Genomic DNA, 17575 nt, shown 5'->3' on the forward strand with positions numbered 1-17575 from the left:
CATTTATGACTGACCGTCAATTTCCTTTGCCCGTACGGGAATAGTCCGTACCGGGACCTTGTCGGCCGCCGGTCCCGGACTTACTCTCGGGTACACCTTCCGGGCAGGCCCGTCACGCCGTACGCCCGTGACATCACCGGCCCCGTGCCGCACGGAGGCCGCCCGTCCGGCAGCGCTCATCCGAGGCTCTCCGAGGGGACGATCAGCATGAACGACGCGCAAGGCAGACCGGTCACGGGACGGGTCAGGTGGCGCAGGTTCGCCGTCCTGGCCGTGCCCGGCTTCGCGGCGACGGCGGCGCTGGCCGTGGCACTGGCCGAAGGAGCCCTCGCGGCCTCGTTCGCCGTGTCGGGGCAGGAGTTCAAGGTCTCGGCCGACAGCCTGGAGGGCGAGGGCTTCGCGCAGTACGGCAGCGTGGACACCAACGCGCGCGGCGACCTGCTGCCCGTCGCGATCACCTCGATCAAGGAGGCCGAGCTGAAGAAGCTCTGCCAGTCCGTGGTCACCCACCTGCCCATCATCGGGGACATCTCGCTCAACCTGACGGCGGGCGGCAGCGGCACCCCGGTCAAGGCCGGCAACCTCTTCATCGACGCCACCCAGCTCGGCGGCGACGCCGAGTTCAAGAACATCGAGATCGGCCGCGACGCCTCCACCCTCGACAAGGGCCCGGACGGCGCGCAGGGCCTCCAGGACTTGTTCGCCATGCAGGCCGACCACGTCAGCATGAAGAAGGTCCGGCAGGTCGCGTGGGCGACCAATGCAGGAACGTTCAGGCTGGCCGGGCTGCGGATGAACATCTTCAAGGGCAAGCAGGAGTGCTTCTGACGTGGCGGACGGCACCGGCATGGGCGCGGGCACAGGTGCGGATAGAGGTACAGGCGCAGGAATAGGAACAGGCACCGAGCCCGCCGCCGTCCGTCCCCGCTCCCGGCGTCACCCGTGGGCCGCGTGGCGCCGGTGGCGCAAGGGGCGGCCCTTCTGGGGCGGCCTCGCCACCGTGCTCGCCGGAGCGGAGATCTCCGCCATCCCCCTCGCACCGCTGAAGATCATGCTCCACCAGGGGATCGCGGGCATCCCCTCGGTCCTGATGGGCCTGGTCATGATCCTGATGGGGCTGAGCGCGTGGTTCGCGCCGCAGTACCGGTCCCTCGCCGGGGTGGTGACCGTCATGATCGCGGCCGCGGCGCTGGTGATGTCGAACCTCGGCGGGTTCCTCTTCGGCACCGTCCTCGGCGTGGTCGGCGGGGGGATGGTCTTCGCGTGGCAGCCGGTGGCACCTGCCCCGGCACCTGTGCCGGCACCGGAATCGGAATCGGAATCGTCACCGCAATCGGAAACGGAAACCGGGCGCGCGACGCCCCCCGGACCTCACGACGCTCCCCCCGCGCACCACCCACACCTCCCACCCAAGGAGACCCGATGACCCCTCGCAGACTCCGCCCCCGTGCCGTTCTCGCCTGCGGCGCCGGGCTGGCTGTCACCGCCGCCCTGACCCTGACCGGTGCTGCGGGCGCCCAGGCGGGCCCGGCGGCCGCGGCGGGCTCCACCACCGTCACCCCGGCCGGCCACTCCTTCGCGGCCACGCTCAACGGGAAGGCCGGCTTCAAGGCCGGCTCCGTAACGGCCACGTGTACGGCCTCCAGCTCCCGGCCGTCGGACGGCTCCGACGGCAACCGGATCCCGGAAGCGCCCGGCAACCAGAACCCCTCGGGGCCGGTCACCAGCGGCATCAACGCGCCCACGTACTCCGGCTGCACCGCCAGCCTTCCCGGGGTGACCACCACGGTCACCACGTCCGGCGCGTGGCAGGTGTCCATGCAGAACGGGTCGCCGATCACCGCGACCCTCACCATCCCGACCGGCGGCTTCGTCCTGAAGTCCAGCGGCCTGGCCAACTGCACCATCACCGCGGCCCCGACCGCGGCCGCGGACATCGTCGCGACCTACACCAACGGCTCCCCGTCCAAGCTCACCGTCAGCAACGCCGGTGTCCCGGTGAAGGTCGAGGGCGGCTTCGGCTGTCCGACGAGCACGACGACGTCCGTCTTCAACGCCGTCTACGACATCACGGACACCACCGACCCGGCCTCCCAGATCACGGTGAGCGAGTGAGCGAGTAAGCACTGAGCGGCCGGGGCCGCAAGTCAGCCCTTCGCCGCATGCGAAGGCGCCGCCCCCGTCCCCCCCGCCGCCGGCAGCGGATCGCTCTCGCCGCGCGCCGCCGGCACCTTCCCGAACACCGGCCGGCCGGGACCGCTCAGCACGTACTGGATCGCGAATCCGGCCAGCACGACCAGGGCACCGCCGACCGCGTCGAGCACGTAGTGGTTGGCGGTGCCGACGATCACCGAGAGCGTCAGCAGCGGATAGAGCATGCCGAGGCACTTCATCCACGGCTTCGGCGCGACGACGGCGAACACGATGCCGCACCACAGCGACCAGCCGATGTGCAGCGACGGCATGGCCGCGTACTGGTTGGCGAGCTCCGTGAGCGCACCGAACTCGGGGTTGTTCAGGTCCTGCGGGCCGTTGACCGTATCGATGAAGCCGAGGCCCGGCATCAGCCGCGGCGGCGCCAGCGGATAGGCCCAGAAGCCGGCGAGCGCGATCAGGGTGGCCAGGGACAGCGCGGTGCGGGCCCAGCGGTACGTGCCGGGCCGGCGCACGTAGAGGTAGACCAGCAGGGCGACCGGCACCAGGAAGTGGAAAGTGCCGTAGTAGTAGTTCATGGCGCCGGTGAGCCGGCCGCTGCCCGCCACGAAGTGGTTGAAGCCGCGCTCGACGTCGAGGTGCAGGAATTCCTCGGCGCCGAGGATCTGCCGGCCGTGCGCCTCCGCCGGGAAGCGCTCGTCGGGGGCCCGGGAGCGGATGAACATGTAGAACCAGTAGCCGACGCGGAGCAGCATCAGCTCCAGCAGGACGTTCGGCCGGGTCAGCGGCCGCCGCCAGAAGCGGAACAGCGGCACCCAGGAGAACCGGCCCCGCTGCGGCTCGCTCACCGGCGTCGGCACCGGCCGCGCCCAGCCCTCCGCGGCGCGGGACAGGAAGGGCACCGCGCAGGCCGCGAGGAGCGCGGTGAGCAGCGGGGCGTTGTCGCCGAGGGGGCTCAGGAACGGGTTGTTGTCCGGCATCAGCACGGTGCTGGTGAGCGTCATGACGAGCACGACGAGTACGGGCCACACCAGGCGGTCGGCGCGGCGCTTGCCCACGCGGCCGACGACGGCGAGCAGGATCCACAGCTGCTGGTGCTGCCAGGCCGCCGGGGAGACGGCGACCGCGGTGCAGCCCGCGACGGCCGTCGCGAGGAGCGTCTGCCCGTCGAGGGCGTAGCGGGCGGCCCGGCGCAGGCCGAGCACGGTGACCGCGGCGGCCAGCGCGCCGTACAGCGCCAGCTCGGCCGGGCCGTGCAGGCCGGTGCGGAGCAGCAGGCCGTGCAGGGACTGGTTGGCGAGGCCGTCCGGGGCGTGGCCGAGGCCGGCGCCTGCGACGTGGTGGATCCAGTACGTCCACGAGTCGTCCGGCATGAGGGCCCACGTCAGCCCCGAGCAGGCCGCGAAGGTGACGCCGGTGGCGGCGGCCGCGCGGCGGCGGCCCGTCAGCCACTGGAGGACGGCGAACAGCAGCACCGCGGGCTGAAGGGCCGCGGCGACGCCGGTGAGCAGGCCGCTCGCCCGGCCGGAGCCCTGCGCGAGGCGGGGCGGGCAGCAGCCGAGGAGCACCAGCAGGACGGGGAGGATGCTCGTCTGCCCGAGCGTGAACGTGTTCCGCACGGGCAGCGACAGGACGGCGAGAATCACCGCTACGGGTGCGGCGAGCAGCGCCGTGCGGCGCGGGACGGGGCCGGGCAGGGAGCGGGCGGCGACGAGCGCCAGGGCGACCACCAGGAGGAGCGTGCCGAACGTCCAGAAGATGCCGAGGCCTTGCTCGGCGGCCTTCGTCAGCGGCTTGAGCACGAGCCCCTCGAAAGGGGTGCCGGTGAACTCGTCCGTGTCGTAGAGCGAGCCTCTTACGTGCAGGACGCCGTGGTCACCGATCCACCGGCCGAGGTCGCTGAACCGCCGCTCGGGGGGCAGCCGCAGCACCGCGGCGGCCTGACGGACGGCCAGCAGCGCGGCGAGCAGCCACAGCACGCCCAGGGTCGGACCGGTCCTCGACGCCTCCCGCGGCGGGCGTCCCAGTCCGCCCCTCTGCGCATTCGCCACGCCCCGCACCGCTCCTCCGGTCGCCCAGATCGGTCACCCTCGTAGGGCTCTTTGAGACCTTACTGATTCCTGAAGAAGAGACGCAGGTCACTCTCTGGCCACCTGGCCGCGTCGCGGGACTGTCCGAAAGACGACGGTCCGGCGTTCCCCGGGCAGCGGAGCCCCGCGGTCGGCATGCCCTCCCCCTTGGATGCGCCGCAAGCCCCGCGCCGCCGGACAGGAGACCGGGCCGAGCCGTTACGGCTCCTTCCCCCCGTCCCGCCACCTCTCGTGGTCGCGCCGCGGCAAGGCGTCCCCGTTGTGGGGCTGTTCCTCGTCCGAGCCGCAGAGTTCGGTGTTGAGCTCGCGGACGAGGGCGTCGAGGTCCGTGGGGCGGTCGGGGGTCCACCAGTCGCCGAGGAGGTCGGCGAGGGAGGCCTCGCGGGCCTGGAAGAGGAGTCCGGCGACGCGGCGGCCCTCGTCGGTGGGGACGAGGGGGAGGCCCTCGCGGCGGGCCAGGCCGCGGACCTCCAGCTGGATGGCGGCCTCGGTGACGGTGCGCAGGGGGATGTCGACGCGCTCGGCGAGGATGGACGGTTCGACGGAGCCGTAGCGGTTCATGCGGAGCAGCATCCAGCTGGCCGCGGGCCGCAGGTCGAGCCCGGCCCGCTCGGTGATCACCTCGTAGATCTTCTTGCGGCCCTCGCGGCTGCCGAGGAGGGAGAGCGCACGGGCGACCTCGTCGCGGGAGGAGCGTTCGACGGGGTTGCTGGAGATGACCTCGCTGGTGTCGGGCGCGGTGACGCTGCCGCGCAGGGGCTCCTCCCTGAGGAACCAGGCGAGGACGAAGGCGGCGAGGGCGGCGGGCACCGCGTAGATGAAGACGTCGGTGATCGAGTCGGAGTAGGCGGCGAGGACGCGCGCCCGTTCCCCCGGCGGCAGGGCGGAGACGGCGCGCGGGTCGGCCGAGAGCCGGTCCGCGCTGACGCCGGGGGGCAGCTTCGCGCCGGCGAGGGCGTCGGCGATGCGCGGCCCGAGCATGTTGGCGAAGATCGTGCCGAAGATGGAGACGCCGAAGGAGGCGCCGATGGAGCGGAAGAAGGTGGCTCCGGAGGTGGCGACGCCGAGGTCGCGGTAGGCGACGGCGTTCTGCACGATCAGGACGAGGACCTGCATGACGAGGCCGAGCCCGAAGCCGAAGACGAAGAAGTACACGCTCATCTCGGCGGTGCTGATGGCCGGGTCGAGCCGGTGCAGCAGGAGCAGGCCGACGGTCATGATGCCCGTGCCGGCGATGGGGAAGACCTTGTAGTGGCCGGTGCGGCTGACGATCTGGCCGGAGCCGGTCGAGGCGATGAGCAGCCCGGCCACCATCGGCAGCATGTGCACGCCGGACAGCGTCGGCGAGACGCCCTGGACGACCTGGAGGAACGTCGGCAGGTACGTCATCGACCCGAACATCGCGAAGCCGACGACGAAGCCGATCACCGAGCAGAGCGAGAAGGCGTGGATGCGGAAGAGGCCGAGCGGCAGCACGGGCTCGGCGGCACGCCGCTCCACCGCCACGAACGGCACGAGCAGCAGCACGCCCAGCGCCCCGAGGCCGATGATCTGCCAGGACGACCAGGGGTACGTGACGCCGCCGAGCGAGGTCATCAGCACCAGGCAGGTGGCGACGGAGGCGATGAGGAACGTGCCGAGGTAGTCGATGCGGTGCGGGGTGCGGCGCGCGGGGATGTGCAGGACGGCGGCGATGGTGAAGAGGGCGACGACGCCGATGGGGAGGTTGATGTAGAAGACCCAGCGCCAGCTGAGGTGGTCCACGAACAGGCCGCCGAGCAGCGGCCCGAGCACGCTCGTACCGCCGAAGACGGCGCCGAAGAGGCCCTGGTAGCGGCCGCGGTCCCGGGGCGGGACGATGTCGCCGACGATCGCCATCGACAGCACCATGAGCCCGCCGCCGCCCAGGCCCTGGAGGGCGCGGAAGGCGATGAGCTCGCCCATGTTCTGGGCGATGCCGCACAGCACGGAGCCGATCAGGAAGATGACGATGGCCGTCTGGAAGAGCTTCTTGCGCCCGTACTGGTCGCCGAGCTTGCCCCAGAGGGGGGTCGCGGCGGTGGAGGCGAGCAGGTACGCGGTGACGACCCAGGAGAGGTGTTCGAGGCCGCCGAGGTCGCTGACGATGGTGGGCAGCGCGGTGGAGACGATCGTCTGGTCCAGGGCGGCCAGCAGCATGCCGAGCAGCAGCGCGCCGATCGCGACGAGGATCGTGCGCCGGGGCTGCCCCTCGCCGGGTACGGCCGCGGGCTCCGGCGCTGCGGCCACGGAGGGGCCAGGGGTGTCGTCCGCCATGGGCGCTCCCGGGGCTCCAGGGATCTCGCGGGATTCGCGGGCTCTCGCGTGCGCGGCGTCTCGCGTGCGCGTTCGCGGGGTCCCGCGGGCCCCGTCGGGTCTCCTGGACGACGGGGGCCTTTCCATCGTGGTCCCGATCCGCTCGTCCGGCCCGCCGGAATAGGCCATTCGCAGCCTCGCGGGGCCTCCTCCGGACAGCGGGCCCCGGGGCCGCGGGAGCCATGGGTCCGGGGCCGTGGGCCGCTGTCCGGAGGGAGCCCGTTGGCGTAAAAGGCCCGACTTTTTGTATCGTGGGGAAACAAAGTGGTTCCGCCCGTATTCCCTGACCGGCGGGCGGGACCGCTTGTCTCCCTCCCGCGCGCTCTGGAGTCCGCCGATGCAGGCCAACGCCCCCGCCGCCACGACCACGCTGACCGCCCGCGCCCTGCTCCTGGACATGGACGGGACCATCGTCAACTCCGACGCCGTCGTCGAGCGCTGCTGGCGCGGCTGGGCCGCCGAGCAGGGGCTCGACGGCGACGCGGTGATGAAGGTCGTCCACGGCCGCCAGGGCTACGCCACGATGGCCGTGCTGCTCCCGGACCGCCCGATGGAGCAGAACCACGCCGACAACCGCCGGATGCTCGCGGCCGAGACCGCCGACGTCGACGGCGTCGTGCCGGTCGCCGGCGCCCCCGCCTTCATGGCGGCCCTCGCCGCCCTCCCCCACGCCCTGGTCACCTCCGCGGACCGCGCCCTGGCCGAGGCCCGCATGGGCGCGGCGGGCCTGCCCATGCCGGAGGTCCGCGTGACCGCGGAGTCCGTCGGCGCGAGCAAGCCGGACCCGGAGGGCTTCCTCAAGGGCGCCGCCGCGCTCGGCTTCGGCCCCGCCGACTGCATCGTCTTCGAGGACTCGGAGGCGGGCATCGCCGCCGGCCGGGCGGCGGGCATGCGCGTCGTGGGCGTCGGCCCGCGCGCGGCCGCCCACGGGCCGGACGTGGCGGTGGCGGACCTGACGCGGATACGGGTCGAGCCGTCGGAGGACGGCGGCATCGTCCTGCGCGTGGAAGCCTGACGCGGCAGCGCCCTGCGCATCGGAAGCCGGCGCGGCAGCGTCCCGCGCTTCGAAGCCCGATGCGCCACCGCCCCGCACGCCGGAAGCTGACGGCGGCCGGCCCGCCCTCCCCCTGCCGCGGCAGGCACCCTCCGCCCGGGCTCACGGGGATCGCAAGCCTGCCCGCCCGGCATCGTCGCAGCAGCGCCGCACGGCGCCGGGCGGACACGCCGGGCGCCGGGAACACGCCGGGCACTAGGAGCGGCGAGGCAGCGGGCACGCGCGCGACCGGCGTCAGCCCGCGACGGCCTCGTACAGGCTGAAGCCCGCCATGCCCAGCATCACCACGGCCGCCACCTTCGTGACGAGACTCAGCGGGACGTACTTCATCAGCGTGCGCCCGCCCACGATGCCCAGGCCCGCGACGGCCCACAGGGCCAGCACCGCGCCGAGGCCCACCGAGAGCGGGTCGTCGTAGCGGGCGGCGAGGTTGGCGGTCATGATCTGCGTGAGGTCGCCGAACTCGGCGACGAGGATCAGCATGAAGCCCGCCCCGGAGACCTTCCAGAAGGACTGGTCGGCGGGCTTCTTCACTTCCTCGTCGTCCTCGTCCTTCTTGAAGAGGAGCATGGCCGCGCCCGCCAGGAAGAGCAGGCCGACGACGCACTGGACGAGGCGGTGCGGCAGGAGCGACAGGACGCTCCCGGCGGCGATGGCGAGCGCGACGTGCACGGCGAAGGCCGCGGCGACACCGGCGAAGACGTAGCTCGCGCGGTAGCGGGTGCCGAGCATGAGGCCGGCCAGGGCGGTCTTGTCGGGCAGTTCGGCGAGGAAGACGACGCCGAAGGCCAGGGCGGCGACGGTGAAGCTGAACACGTGGGCAATCCCTCAGTCGGTCGGGTGCTGCCGCACCGAGGGGACCTGGACGTTCCGCACGTTTCAGGGGTCGCTTCGGCACGGCAGCGTCATGGACACTGCGGCCGAAGGTCTCGCTGGCCGGCCCGTACGGGACGGGCGGCCTCCGGGCGCCGGCCGAGGCGAGCTCGGCAGTATGTCGACGGTCCGGCGAAGAGCTACTCCCCTTCTGCTCCCCCCAGGGTACGCGACGCCCGCCGCTACCCCCCTCCGCCGCCGTCCGCCCGCCGCTTCCTTCTCCCGCCGCCGTCCGTCGGCCGCTTCCCTCCCCCGTCGCCGTCCGCTCGGTGCAGCCGCCCCCGCGCCACCAGCTCCAGCACCACCGCGACCGCCACCACCTGCACCGCCATCAGCGCGACCAGCACGAACAGCTGCACCGCGGCGGCCGGCAGCGGCGACGCCCCGCCCAGCAGCATGCCGACGAACGCTCCCGGAAGTGTGACGAGCCCCACCGTGCGGGTCTGGTCGAGCCCCGGCAGGAGGGCGTCGGACGCGGCCGGGCGGGCGATCTCCAGCCGGGCGTCGCGGTCGGGCAGGCCGAGCGCCAGGCCCGCCTCCACCTCCCCGTGGCGCGTGTGGAGCTCGTCCAGGGCGCGCCGGCCCGCCAGGACCGTCGCGGTCAGGCCGCCGCCGATGAGGATGCCCGCGACGGGGACGAGCGCGATGCCGTCGACCGGTACGAGGCCGGTGAGCAGCAACAGCACGAGGACCGGCAGCACGCCCGCGCCGATGGGCAGGGCCGCCCACCACCACGTGCGGTTGCCGGTGATCCGGCGCCCGGCGGTCCGTACGGCCACGGCGTACATCAGGGCGACGAAGCACAGCAGCAGCGGCAGGGCCCGCACCACCCAGCCGATCAGCGCAGAGACCGCGGCGAGTTGGACGGCGGCGCGCACCCCGGCGACCGCGACGGGGCGCGCCCAGCCGCGGCCGCGCGCGTCGGCGAGGCGGGCGGCCGCGGCGATCGCCACGGCGGCGGCGAGGAGGACGGCGAGCACCACGGCGAGGGTGGTGCCGACGGGCAGCAGCACTGCGGCGGCGAGCACGCGGCCCACCCTAGAGGTGCCGAACGGCCGGTTACCGGCGGTCGCATGGCGGCGTGTCAGGAAATGGGCGGCACGCTGCGCCGATCGGGGCGAACGTCACGCGAATTGACCCTTGCCTTGTCATGACCGCGTCGTCACCCTGTTACCTGGCGACCACCCCCCGGACACCGGACGCCACGATCCTGGCCGTTCCCGACGGCCGAAGACCCCCCACTCAACAGGGAGTTCACATGCCCGCCATGCGCACCCGCCCGACCGCGCGCAGCCTCTACGCGCGTCGCACCGCCGCGGCGAGCGGCCTCGCGGCCCTCGTCGGCTCGCTCGTCCTGGGCGGCGGCACGGCCCACGCCGCCCCGCCCACCCCGCCGGACGCCGCCACCGTGCGCGGCTACCTCGCGGAGCTGAAGGTCGCCCCCGAGGGCTCCATGGACGGCTACAGCCGTGCGAAATTCCCCCACTGGAGCAACCAGCAGGGGGAGTGCAACACCCGCGAGGTCGTCCTCAAGCGCGACGGCGAGAACGTCCAGCAGGACGCCAAGTGCGCCGCGGTCTCGGGCACCTGGGTCTCCCCGTACGACGGCGCGACCTGGCACGACGCCCAGGACATCGACATCGACCACATAGTGCCGCTGGCCCAGGCCTGGCGCTCGGGCGCCAACACCTGGACCACCGCGCAGCGCCAGGCCTTCGCCAACGACCTCACCCGGCCGCAGCTGATCGCCGTGACCGACCGCGTGAACCAGGCGAAGGGCGACAAGGACCCGGCGCAGTGGATGCCGCCGCTGAACTCCTACGCGTGCACGTACGCGCGCATGTGGGTCACGGTCAAGCACTACTACAAGCTGACCACCGACTCCGCGGAGAAGGAGAAGCTGACGGCCGTCCTGAACGGCTGCTGACGCGGCAGAGCTGAGCAGCAGGGCTGAACAGCGGGAACAGAGCGACTGGGGCGGGCCGGATCACACATCCGGCCCGCCCCGCCGCATTCCCGTATTGCGGGCGTGTGACAAAGTCGGCCCATCGGTTCTTGAACTTGCAAGTATCGATAAGGGGTACCTAACCTGGGGGCACTTCATCGTTCCTGTCCCCGATACGAGGAGCCCCGTCATGCCCCCCACGCCCACCACCACCGCCTCCCCCGCGGCCCCCACGAGAGCCGGCGCCGCCCAGGCCCCCTCCCTCACGGAGCGCCTGGACGCGGTCCGCCCGTACGCCCTGTCCGCCTTCCGGATCGTGGTCGGCCTGCTCTTCGCCTGCCACGGCGCCGCCTCCCTCTTCGGCGTGCTCGGCGGCGCGGCCGGCAGCAACGGCGGCACCATCGCCGCCGGCACCTGGCCCGGCTGGTACGCGGCCGTCATCCAGCTCGTCGCCGGCGTGCTCGTGCTGCTCGGCGCGGGCACCCGCAGCGCGGCCTTCATCGCCTCCGGCTCCATGGCGTACGCGTACTTCGACGTGCACCAGAGCATGGCGCTGTGGCCGATCCAGAACGGCGGCGAGTCGTCCGCGATGTTCGCGTGGGCCTTCCTGCTGCTCGTCTTCACGGGCCCGGGCGCGCTCTCCCTCGACCGGCTCTTCTCCCGCCGCAAGTGATCCGCGCCGGGCGGTCCGCGGCCGTCGCCGGTGGTCTCCGCCTGCCGCGGGTCGTCTCCGCCCGCCGCGGGTGATCCACTCCCGCCTCGCGCGATCCCCTTCCCACAGGTGATCCGATTCCGCCACGGGTGATCTGCGCCATTTTCACCACCCCCACGCACACGTCACACGCGCCCCAGGCGTACGCTGTGCGGTTGTGAAGGCCGCCCCTGCCGCTCCCCTGCGACGTCGCGGCGGGGGACCGTACCGGGAGATCAGGACGTGCTGGAGCAGTTGGGGGCGTTGGCCGACACCCCATGGATCTACGTGATCGTCAGCATCTCCGTACTCCTGGACGTCTTCCTCCCCGTGCTTCCCAGCGGGGTCCTGGTGATCACCGCGGCGACCGCCGCCGCGGGCACCGCGGCCGACGCGGTCGGTGACGCCGCCCGCGGCCACGCCGGCTTCCCGCAGATGTTCGCGCTGGTCATGTGCGCCGCGACCGCGTCCGTCCTCGGCGACATGGTCGCCTACCGGCTCGCCTGGCGCGGCGGCGACCGCTTCGACCGGGCCATCGCCCGCTCGCGGCGGCTGACCGCCGCCCAGGAGAAGCTCGGCACGGCGCTGCTGCGCGGCGGCGGCCCCCTGGTGGTCGTCGCCCGCTTCGCGCCCGCCGGCCGCTCCGTGGTCAGCCTCGGCGCGGGCGTGATGCACCGCCGGGTGGCCGAATTCCTCCCCTGGTCCGCCCTGGCCGGTCTGACCTGGGCCGCGTACAGCGTGAGCCTGGGCTACTTCGGCGGCCAGTGGCTCGGCGCCGGCTGGATCGGCACGGCCGTCTCCTTCTTCGCCCTGTTCGCGGCGGGGGCGGGGGCGGCGTACGTGGTCAAGCGGCCGCGAGAGGCGTAGCGCGGGGCCGGCTCGCGCCGGGTGCGATGCCCGGACGTTCCGCCGACCGGGGCGGCCTCCTGGACGCCACCCACCCGCATCTTCCGTAGCGGCCGTTACCGCAACGACCGTACGTCCGGTCGGTGACCGATGAGCGGAGAGCACCGCACCCGCACGACCATTGGTACGGACCAACACCCCGTTCCCGCTACAGCGCCCGGCGGGCGACCTCCGCGCGCAGGACGCGCGCACAGTACCGCGCGTACCTCCGCTGGAAGGCCGGCACCAGCGGCCCCGCGGCTCTGGTGTACCAGCGCGCCGGGCGGCTGAACGCCGTCACGGCCAGGCGCACGTCCTCCGCCCCGTCGAGGGTGACGACGAAGGACTCCTCCCCGCACTCCGGATGGCCCGGCAGCGTGCCGTAGGCGAAGCCCGCGCGGCGCTCCTCCCGTACGGTCCAGACGACCGCGCACGTCCCGGAGGCGCGCAGCGGGCCGAGGCCGAGGGAGACGTCGACGGTGACGCCCGGCGCGGCCGGGAGGGTCCCCGCGGGGACGCGGATGCCGGCGGCGCGGTGCATGCGCCAGGAGAGGACCGCCTCGGCCGCGGCGTCGAAGACGGGCCGGCCGCGGCCGAGGTACCCGACCTCGTAGAGATGGTGGTAGCCGGCCGGCAGCGGGCGCCGCGCGGTGGCGCCGGCCTCCGGATAGGTGAGGCCAGGGGGCACGTGTGTCATCGGTTCCAGTATGCGGCGCGGCGCGCGCGGAGACGGGTGGAGACGGGCGGCGGCCCGGCTCCACGAGGGAACCGGGCCGCCGGACGAGCAGGACCCTGCTCAGTGAGCCCGAGGACTCACCGAACCCCAGGGCTCATCGAACCGTGGTGAACACTCCCTTGTCGTCCTTCTTGAAGGCCGACAGGCCGTTGGCCCACAGCTGGTTGACCCGGCTGCTCTCGGCGCTGTTGGGGCGGGTGTTCTGACACGACGTGCCGGGGCCGCCACCGGACATCAGCTCGCTGCACGGACCGGAGTAGTGGTCCGGCAGGCCGAGCACGTGCCCGGTCTCGTGCGCGGTGACGCGGGTGGAGTTGTACTGCTGGTTCTGGCTGTAGTCGAGGAAGATGTAGCCGCGCCCGTGGCCGTCGGTGCTCGCGTAGGAGCCGCGGGAGTCGTTGCCCTCGTAGTAGCTGAAGTCGGCGTTGCTGCCCGCACGCAGCTGGACGTTGCGCACGGAGCTGTTCCAGATCTGCGCGCTGGCGGCTATCTGGGAGGCGAAGCTGGGCGCTCTGCTGGCGTCGTAGGTGACCGTGACGGCCCGCAGACCCGGCGACTTCGCGGCCTTGGCCTGCGCCGACTTCATCACGGCGTCGAAGAAGGCCTTGTTGCCCGCTTCTTCGGCCGCCGAGCCGGCGTACGAGGACTGCACGGTCTGCGATCCCGTGGCGGCCGGAGCGGAGGCGGCGGAGGCGGGAACCGCCGTCATGGCCGCCGTGAGCCCGAGGCCGATCGCCGCGGACAGCACCATCGTGGAGCGTTTCATGTGGGGGACTCCATTCGTGCCGAGGACGTCCGCGCCGGGCGGTGGGTGTGCCGGGCGGATGTCCATCGGGTGAACTGCTGGTCCCCGAGAGTCTGTGACGAGTTATCAGCGGTACGGATGATGCCAACTGGCCATAACACCAGCCAATCACCTACCCTGCCCCGCCATGTGCCTGGTGTTGCCTGCGGGGCACAGTTATGCTCCCCCCGTGGAGCTCGAGGTCAGGCACCTCCGCGCGCTTTGCGCCATAGCGGATGCGGGAAGTGTGCGGAAGGCCGCGCTGCAACTGGGCATGACCCAGCCCTCGCTCACCACGCAGCTCCGCCGCATCGAAGGCGCCGTCGGGGGCCTGCTGTTCACCCGCGGCCAGACGGGCAGCCGCCCCACGCCGCTGGGGCACTCCGTGCTCTCCCGGGCCCGGCCCATCATCGCCGAGATGAGCGCGCTGATGGCGGCCGCCCGCGACGCCGCCGCGGGCGCGGGCGGGGCCCGGCTGCGCGTCGGCAGCCTCGGCGGGCGCGTGGTCACGGGCTGGCTGCGGCGGCTCCACGCCCGGCTGCCCGACACGGACGTCGCCATCCACATAGAGGTCTCCGCGGGAACGTTGCTGCAACTGCTGGCGACCAACCAGCTCGACGTCGCCTTCGTCCACGAGACCGAGGGCTTCCCCCTCCTCGTACCGCCGGGCGTCGGACAGCGGGTCCTCATGACCCGGGAGCCGCGGTTCGTCGCCCTGTCCGTCACGCACCCGGCGGCCGCGCACCCCGTGGTGGGCATCGCCGAACTCGCCGACGACGCCTGGATCGTGGACCCGGCCGCCGACCACGAGTGGTCGGCCCTCCAGCGGGCCTTCACCACGGCCGGCATCGACCCGCGCCTGGTCCACGTGCGCGACACCACCACGGCCGCGGACCTCGTCGCCTCCGGCGAGGCGGTACGGGCCTGCCAGCCCACCGCGGAGGCCGGCCCGGGAACGGTGCTCCGCCCCCTCTACGGCGACCCCCTGACCGTCGAACTCTCCCTGGCCACCCGCCCGGGCGCGCTCACGACCCAGGAACTCGACTCCCTCTTCCACGACTTGGCCGACGCCTACCGCTCCCTGGCCTACGCCAACCCGACGTACCGGTCCTGGCTCCACAGAAACGGCGGAATGCCACCCCACGCGTGACACCCCCGGCCCTCCGGGCTCCCGCCCGGCAGCACAAGAGCCCCGTACCGATCTTGGTACGGGGCTCCTGGCCTGACATGGTGGGCACAGACGGATTCGAACCGCCGACATCTGCTTTGTAAGAGCAGCGCTCTACCGCTGAGCTATGCGCCCTGGCACGAGGTGACAGCCTACATCGACCTGCCCGGGTCCCCGCAAACGCGGGGCCGGGCCGCTCGTGCGGGGGTTATCCCCACCTCCGATCCGGTAGCGGGCTTCATCGCCCTCCACCTTGATCCACTTCTACGCTGATGCGGTCCGCAGCGCCTCGCCGCACCTCGCCGATCTGCCTCACCGGAGTCCTGATGAAGCCCCGCACCCGTTCCGCCGCAGCCCGCGTCTCGATCGTCACGGCCGGGGTGCTCGCCGCCGGAGCCGTGCTGACCGGGTGCGGGAGCGCCGACGCGGACGACGCGAAGCCGGAGCACAAGGCGTTCGCGCTGGCCGGGAAGGAGCTGACCGTCGAGTCCGACAACTCGGCGCTGGAGCTGGTGCCCGCCGACGTCAAGGACGTGCAGGTCACGCGCTGGTTCTCCGGGTGGACCCTGGGCGGGACGGCGAAGGTGACCTGGAAGCTGGACGGCTCCGTGCTCAAGCTCAAGGAGCACTGCACCGGGCTGAGCGTCGACTGCGAGGCCCGGCACAAGATCGAGGTGCCGCGCGGCGTGAAGGTGACCGTCAAGAACGACAACGGCGAGGTCAAGGCCCGCGGCTTCGACACCGACCTCGGCATCCGCTCCGGCAACGGCGCCGTCCGCGTCGAGGACAGCAGCGGCTCCCTCGGCCTGCACAGCTCCAACGGCACCGTGACCACCGCCGGCGTCACCTCCCGCCAAGTGAAGGCCGACACGGACAACGGGGCCGTACGGCTCGCCTTCGGCCGGGTGCCGGACCGGGTCGAGGCCGGCAGCGACAACGGCAGCATCACCGTCGACCTGCCCCGCGCCACGTACAAGGCCGAGGGCCGCAGCAACAACGGCAAGGTGCGCGTGGACGTGCCGCGCGACGACAGCAGCGCGCACGTCGTCTCCGCCCACAGCAACAACGGCGAGGTGAAGATCCGCCTCGCGGGCTGACGTGTGAGCCGGCGGTGAGCTGACGGGTGAACTAACCGTCCCGTGTGTTCGTCCTTACCGGGTGGGAGAATGGCATCCGGCCAGGGGCGATCCATCGGGAGAGGGCAAGTGACGGCGACCTTCGCACAGTCCGCACGACCGGCGCGCCGCCGTTTCCGGGCTGCGGGGGCCCGCGGCACGGCCTCCGCCGCCCGGGACGTCCTCGCCCTCGCCCTCCTGCCGCTCCCCCTGCTCGCCGCGGCCGTCGCCGCCGCGCCCGCCGCCTTCGCCGGCGGCGGCACCCGCCGCTGGGGATGGGGCCGCGACGAGGGCCGGCGGGCGGACGCCCAGGCCGCGAAGGACGCCGCCGCGGCCGCCTTCTACGAGCTCGACACCGCCCAGCGCGAGCTGCGGATCTCCATCGAGACGATCACCGCGGTCGACTCCTCGCCCGCCGCCCGCAAGGCCGCCGACGACTTCGCGGCCTTCGGCCGGCGCATCGACGAGGTCTCCCACGCCTACATCTCCGCCGTCGACTCCCACGACCTCGACCGCGAGGACCTCGACGCCGGCGCCGCCGCCCGCGCCCGCACGGACCTCACCAAGGCCAAGGACGAGCTGCTGCGCGCCAAGGCCGACCTGGAGCGGTTCGGGCAGGGCCTCGGCCCCCTCCTGCACACCGCCGAAGAGCAGCTGTCCCGGCTCGCGCCCGCCGTCGAGCGCGCCCGCCAGGGCCTCCTCGCCGCCACGGTCGCGCTCGACGCCGTACGGGACGCGGGCCTGCGCGCCGACGACCTCGCCGCGCGGCTCGCGGCGCTCTCCCCCGAGCTCACCAAGCTCAACCAGGGCGCCGGGCAGCACGGCGTCCCGGACACGCTCCGGCGCGCGGAGCGGCTCCTCCAGGAGGCCGGGGCCGTACGGGCCGAGGCCGAGGCGCTCCCGGCCAAGGTCGCCGAGATCGACAAGCGGCTGGTGTCCCTGCGGACGCGGGCACAGGCCCTGACCACCCGCGCGGGCGGCGTCGCGCCCGTCCTGAGCGAGCTGCGCCGCCGCTACAGCGCCGCCTGCTGGCAGGACCTCCAGCAGGTGCCGGACGAAGCGTCGCGGGCCGTCGCGCAGGCGGAGGAGAAGCTCGCCGAGGCGCGGCGGGCGCGGGACGAGCAGCGGTGGCCGGACGCGCTGGCCCTGCTGTCGACGGTGCGTGCCGTGCTGAGCACGACGGACGAGTCCGTCTCCGCCGCGGGGGACCGGCTGCGGCGGCTGGACGAGGTCTCCTTCGACCACGAGCGGGAGGTCGAGCGGACGCGCTTCGCGATCCGGGACGCGCAGCGGCTCGCCATGGCCGGGCGCAGCACGCCCGACCCGCGGCACGCGGGGCCGCTGGACGCGGCGGTGGAGCGGCTGGACCGGGCGGTGGCGGGGCTGGAGGGGCGGCATCCGGACTGGTGGCACTTCCTCACGGAGACGGAGGCGGTGCGGGGTGCTGTGGCCCGGGTGGTTCAGGAGATCCGGGGGGAGCGGGGCCGGTAGCGGGTGCGGTTCGGGTGCGGGCCGGTTCGGGTGCGGGCCGGTGCGGTGGGGGTGCCGGTGGCGGGGGCTCCGGGGTGGGGGTCCGGGGCCGTATATTTACGGCGCCCTTCCCCTCTGCGTGTTCTTGCCCCGCACTTGGCGCCACAAATACACGTCAGCGCCCCGGACCCCCACCCCTGCGCCCCCGCCACCTCCCGCCGGAACGTCCCGCTGGGCCGGCGCGGGTGGGCATGCCCGCAAGCGGAAGCCGCACCC

Annotated in this window: 16 protein-coding genes and 1 tRNA gene; 10 read left to right on the forward strand and 7 right to left on the reverse strand. The window is 73.2% G+C overall.

The window, feature by feature from the left end; genetic code table 11:
* The first annotated feature begins 207 nt into the window (after positions 1-207).
* The 3 genes from D7231_RS09085 (at position 208) to D7231_RS09095 (ending at position 2115) form a co-directional block, all read left to right on the forward strand.
* Positions 208-828, forward strand: a complete 621-nt coding sequence (locus D7231_RS09085) for a DUF6230 family protein (protein ID WP_120754423.1) — start codon at positions 208-210, stop codon at positions 826-828.
* A gap of 172 nt (positions 829-1000) precedes the next feature.
* Positions 1001-1426: a DUF6114 domain-containing protein gene (locus D7231_RS37420; RefSeq protein ID WP_241999623.1), complete on the forward strand. Its 426-nt coding sequence runs from the start codon at positions 1001-1003 to the stop codon at positions 1424-1426.
* Positions 1423-2115, forward strand: a complete 693-nt coding sequence (locus D7231_RS09095; RefSeq protein ID WP_120754424.1) for a hypothetical protein — start codon at positions 1423-1425, stop codon at positions 2113-2115. Before D7231_RS37420 ends, D7231_RS09095 begins: the two co-directional genes overlap by 4 nt.
* 32 nt (positions 2116-2147) lie before the next feature.
* Here the strand turns inward: D7231_RS09095 and D7231_RS09100 are convergent, their stop codons facing one another.
* Complete coding sequence (locus D7231_RS09100; RefSeq protein ID WP_422396687.1) at positions 2148-4205, reverse strand: bifunctional glycosyltransferase 87/phosphatase PAP2 family protein; 2058 nt, start codon at positions 4203-4205, stop codon at positions 2148-2150.
* A gap of 237 nt (positions 4206-4442) precedes the next feature.
* Positions 4443-6539 (reverse strand): MDR family MFS transporter, encoded by a 2097-nt coding sequence (locus D7231_RS09105; RefSeq protein ID WP_120754426.1) that lies wholly within the window; start codon positions 6537-6539, stop codon positions 4443-4445.
* A 376-nt stretch (positions 6540-6915) separates the two neighbouring features.
* Between D7231_RS09105 and D7231_RS09110 the strand changes: the two genes are divergently transcribed.
* Positions 6916-7593 (forward strand): HAD-IA family hydrolase, encoded by a 678-nt coding sequence (locus D7231_RS09110; protein ID WP_120754427.1) that lies wholly within the window; start codon positions 6916-6918, stop codon positions 7591-7593.
* A gap of 273 nt (positions 7594-7866) precedes the next feature.
* Here D7231_RS09110 and D7231_RS09115 read toward each other — a convergent pair whose 3' ends face one another.
* Positions 7867-8448 (reverse strand): TMEM165/GDT1 family protein, encoded by a 582-nt coding sequence (locus D7231_RS09115; protein WP_120754428.1) that lies wholly within the window; start codon positions 8446-8448, stop codon positions 7867-7869.
* 239 nt (positions 8449-8687) lie between these two features.
* Entirely contained in the window at positions 8688-9518 is an 831-nt protein-coding gene (locus tag D7231_RS09120; protein ID WP_120754620.1) for an ABC transporter permease, read from the reverse strand.
* A 245-nt stretch (positions 9519-9763) separates the two neighbouring features.
* Between D7231_RS09120 and D7231_RS09125 the strand changes: the two genes are divergently transcribed.
* From D7231_RS09125 to D7231_RS09135, 3 genes are all read left to right on the forward strand, one after another.
* The gene (locus tag D7231_RS09125; protein ID WP_120754429.1) at positions 9764-10432 is read left to right on the forward strand and encodes an HNH endonuclease family protein; all 669 of its coding nucleotides are present in this window, start codon (positions 9764-9766) and stop codon (positions 10430-10432) included.
* A gap of 208 nt (positions 10433-10640) precedes the next feature.
* Positions 10641-11123, forward strand: a complete 483-nt coding sequence (locus D7231_RS09130) for a DoxX family protein (RefSeq protein ID WP_120754430.1) — start codon at positions 10641-10643, stop codon at positions 11121-11123.
* A gap of 261 nt (positions 11124-11384) precedes the next feature.
* On the forward strand, positions 11385-12008 hold the full coding sequence (locus D7231_RS09135; protein ID WP_120754431.1) for a DedA family protein: 624 nt from the start codon (positions 11385-11387) through the stop codon (positions 12006-12008).
* A 187-nt stretch (positions 12009-12195) separates the two neighbouring features.
* On the opposite strand, the gene D7231_RS09140 is transcribed toward D7231_RS09135, so the two are convergent.
* Positions 12196-12723: a DUF1990 family protein gene (locus tag D7231_RS09140; RefSeq protein ID WP_120754432.1), complete on the reverse strand. Its 528-nt coding sequence runs from the start codon at positions 12721-12723 to the stop codon at positions 12196-12198.
* Between the two features lie 133 nt (positions 12724-12856).
* Positions 12857-13528 carry a snapalysin gene (gene snpA / locus D7231_RS09145; RefSeq protein ID WP_120754433.1) on the reverse strand — a complete coding sequence of 224 codons (672 nt, stop codon included), beginning with the start codon at positions 13526-13528 and terminating at the stop codon, positions 12857-12859.
* Between the two features lie 208 nt (positions 13529-13736).
* Here snpA and D7231_RS09150 point away from each other — a divergent pair, with 208 nt between their 5' ends.
* Positions 13737-14696, forward strand: coding sequence for a LysR family transcriptional regulator (locus D7231_RS09150; RefSeq protein WP_241999624.1), 960 nt, complete (start codon positions 13737-13739; stop codon positions 14694-14696).
* Between the two features lie 78 nt (positions 14697-14774).
* Here the strand turns inward: D7231_RS09150 and D7231_RS09155 are convergent.
* Positions 14775-14849 (reverse strand) — tRNA-Val (locus D7231_RS09155).
* Positions 14850-15040: 191 nt separating this feature from the next.
* On the opposite strand from D7231_RS09155, the gene D7231_RS09160 reads away from it, so the two are divergent.
* Together D7231_RS09160 and D7231_RS09165 are read left to right on the forward strand one after the other, a co-directional pair.
* Positions 15041-15811, forward strand: coding sequence for a DUF4097 family beta strand repeat-containing protein (locus D7231_RS09160; RefSeq protein ID WP_120754435.1), 771 nt, complete (start codon positions 15041-15043; stop codon positions 15809-15811).
* A gap of 108 nt (positions 15812-15919) precedes the next feature.
* Entirely contained in the window at positions 15920-17320 is a 1401-nt protein-coding gene (locus D7231_RS09165; RefSeq protein ID WP_422396688.1) for a coiled-coil domain-containing protein, read from the forward strand.
* Positions 17321-17575 lie beyond the last annotated feature (255 nt).

This window comes from Streptomyces klenkii (genome assembly GCF_003626645.1).
Classification (GTDB): Bacteria; Actinomycetota; Actinomycetes; order Streptomycetales; family Streptomycetaceae; genus Streptomyces; species Streptomyces klenkii.

Bases quoted from the DNA above. Each gene is read 5' to 3' on its own strand.
- D7231_RS09130 (WP_120754430.1), top strand. From the start codon at position 10,641: ATGCCCCCCACGCCCACCACCACCGCCTCCCCCGCGGCCCCCACGAGA.
- D7231_RS09140 (WP_120754432.1), bottom strand. From the start codon at position 12,723: ATGACACACGTGCCCCCTGGCCTCACCTATCCGGAGGCCGGCGCCACC.
- D7231_RS09085 (WP_120754423.1), top strand. From the start codon at position 208: ATGAACGACGCGCAAGGCAGACCGGTCACGGGACGGGTCAGGTGGCGC.
- snpA (WP_120754433.1), bottom strand. From the start codon at position 13,528: ATGAAACGCTCCACGATGGTGCTGTCCGCGGCGATCGGCCTCGGGCTC.
- D7231_RS09095 (WP_120754424.1), top strand. From the start codon at position 1,423: ATGACCCCTCGCAGACTCCGCCCCCGTGCCGTTCTCGCCTGCGGCGCC.
- D7231_RS09105 (WP_120754426.1), bottom strand. From the start codon at position 6,539: ATGGCGGACGACACCCCTGGCCCCTCCGTGGCCGCAGCGCCGGAGCCC.
- D7231_RS09160 (WP_120754435.1), top strand. From the start codon at position 15,041: ATGAAGCCCCGCACCCGTTCCGCCGCAGCCCGCGTCTCGATCGTCACG.
- D7231_RS09125 (WP_120754429.1), top strand. From the start codon at position 9,764: ATGCCCGCCATGCGCACCCGCCCGACCGCGCGCAGCCTCTACGCGCGT.
- D7231_RS09110 (WP_120754427.1), top strand. From the start codon at position 6,916: ATGCAGGCCAACGCCCCCGCCGCCACGACCACGCTGACCGCCCGCGCC.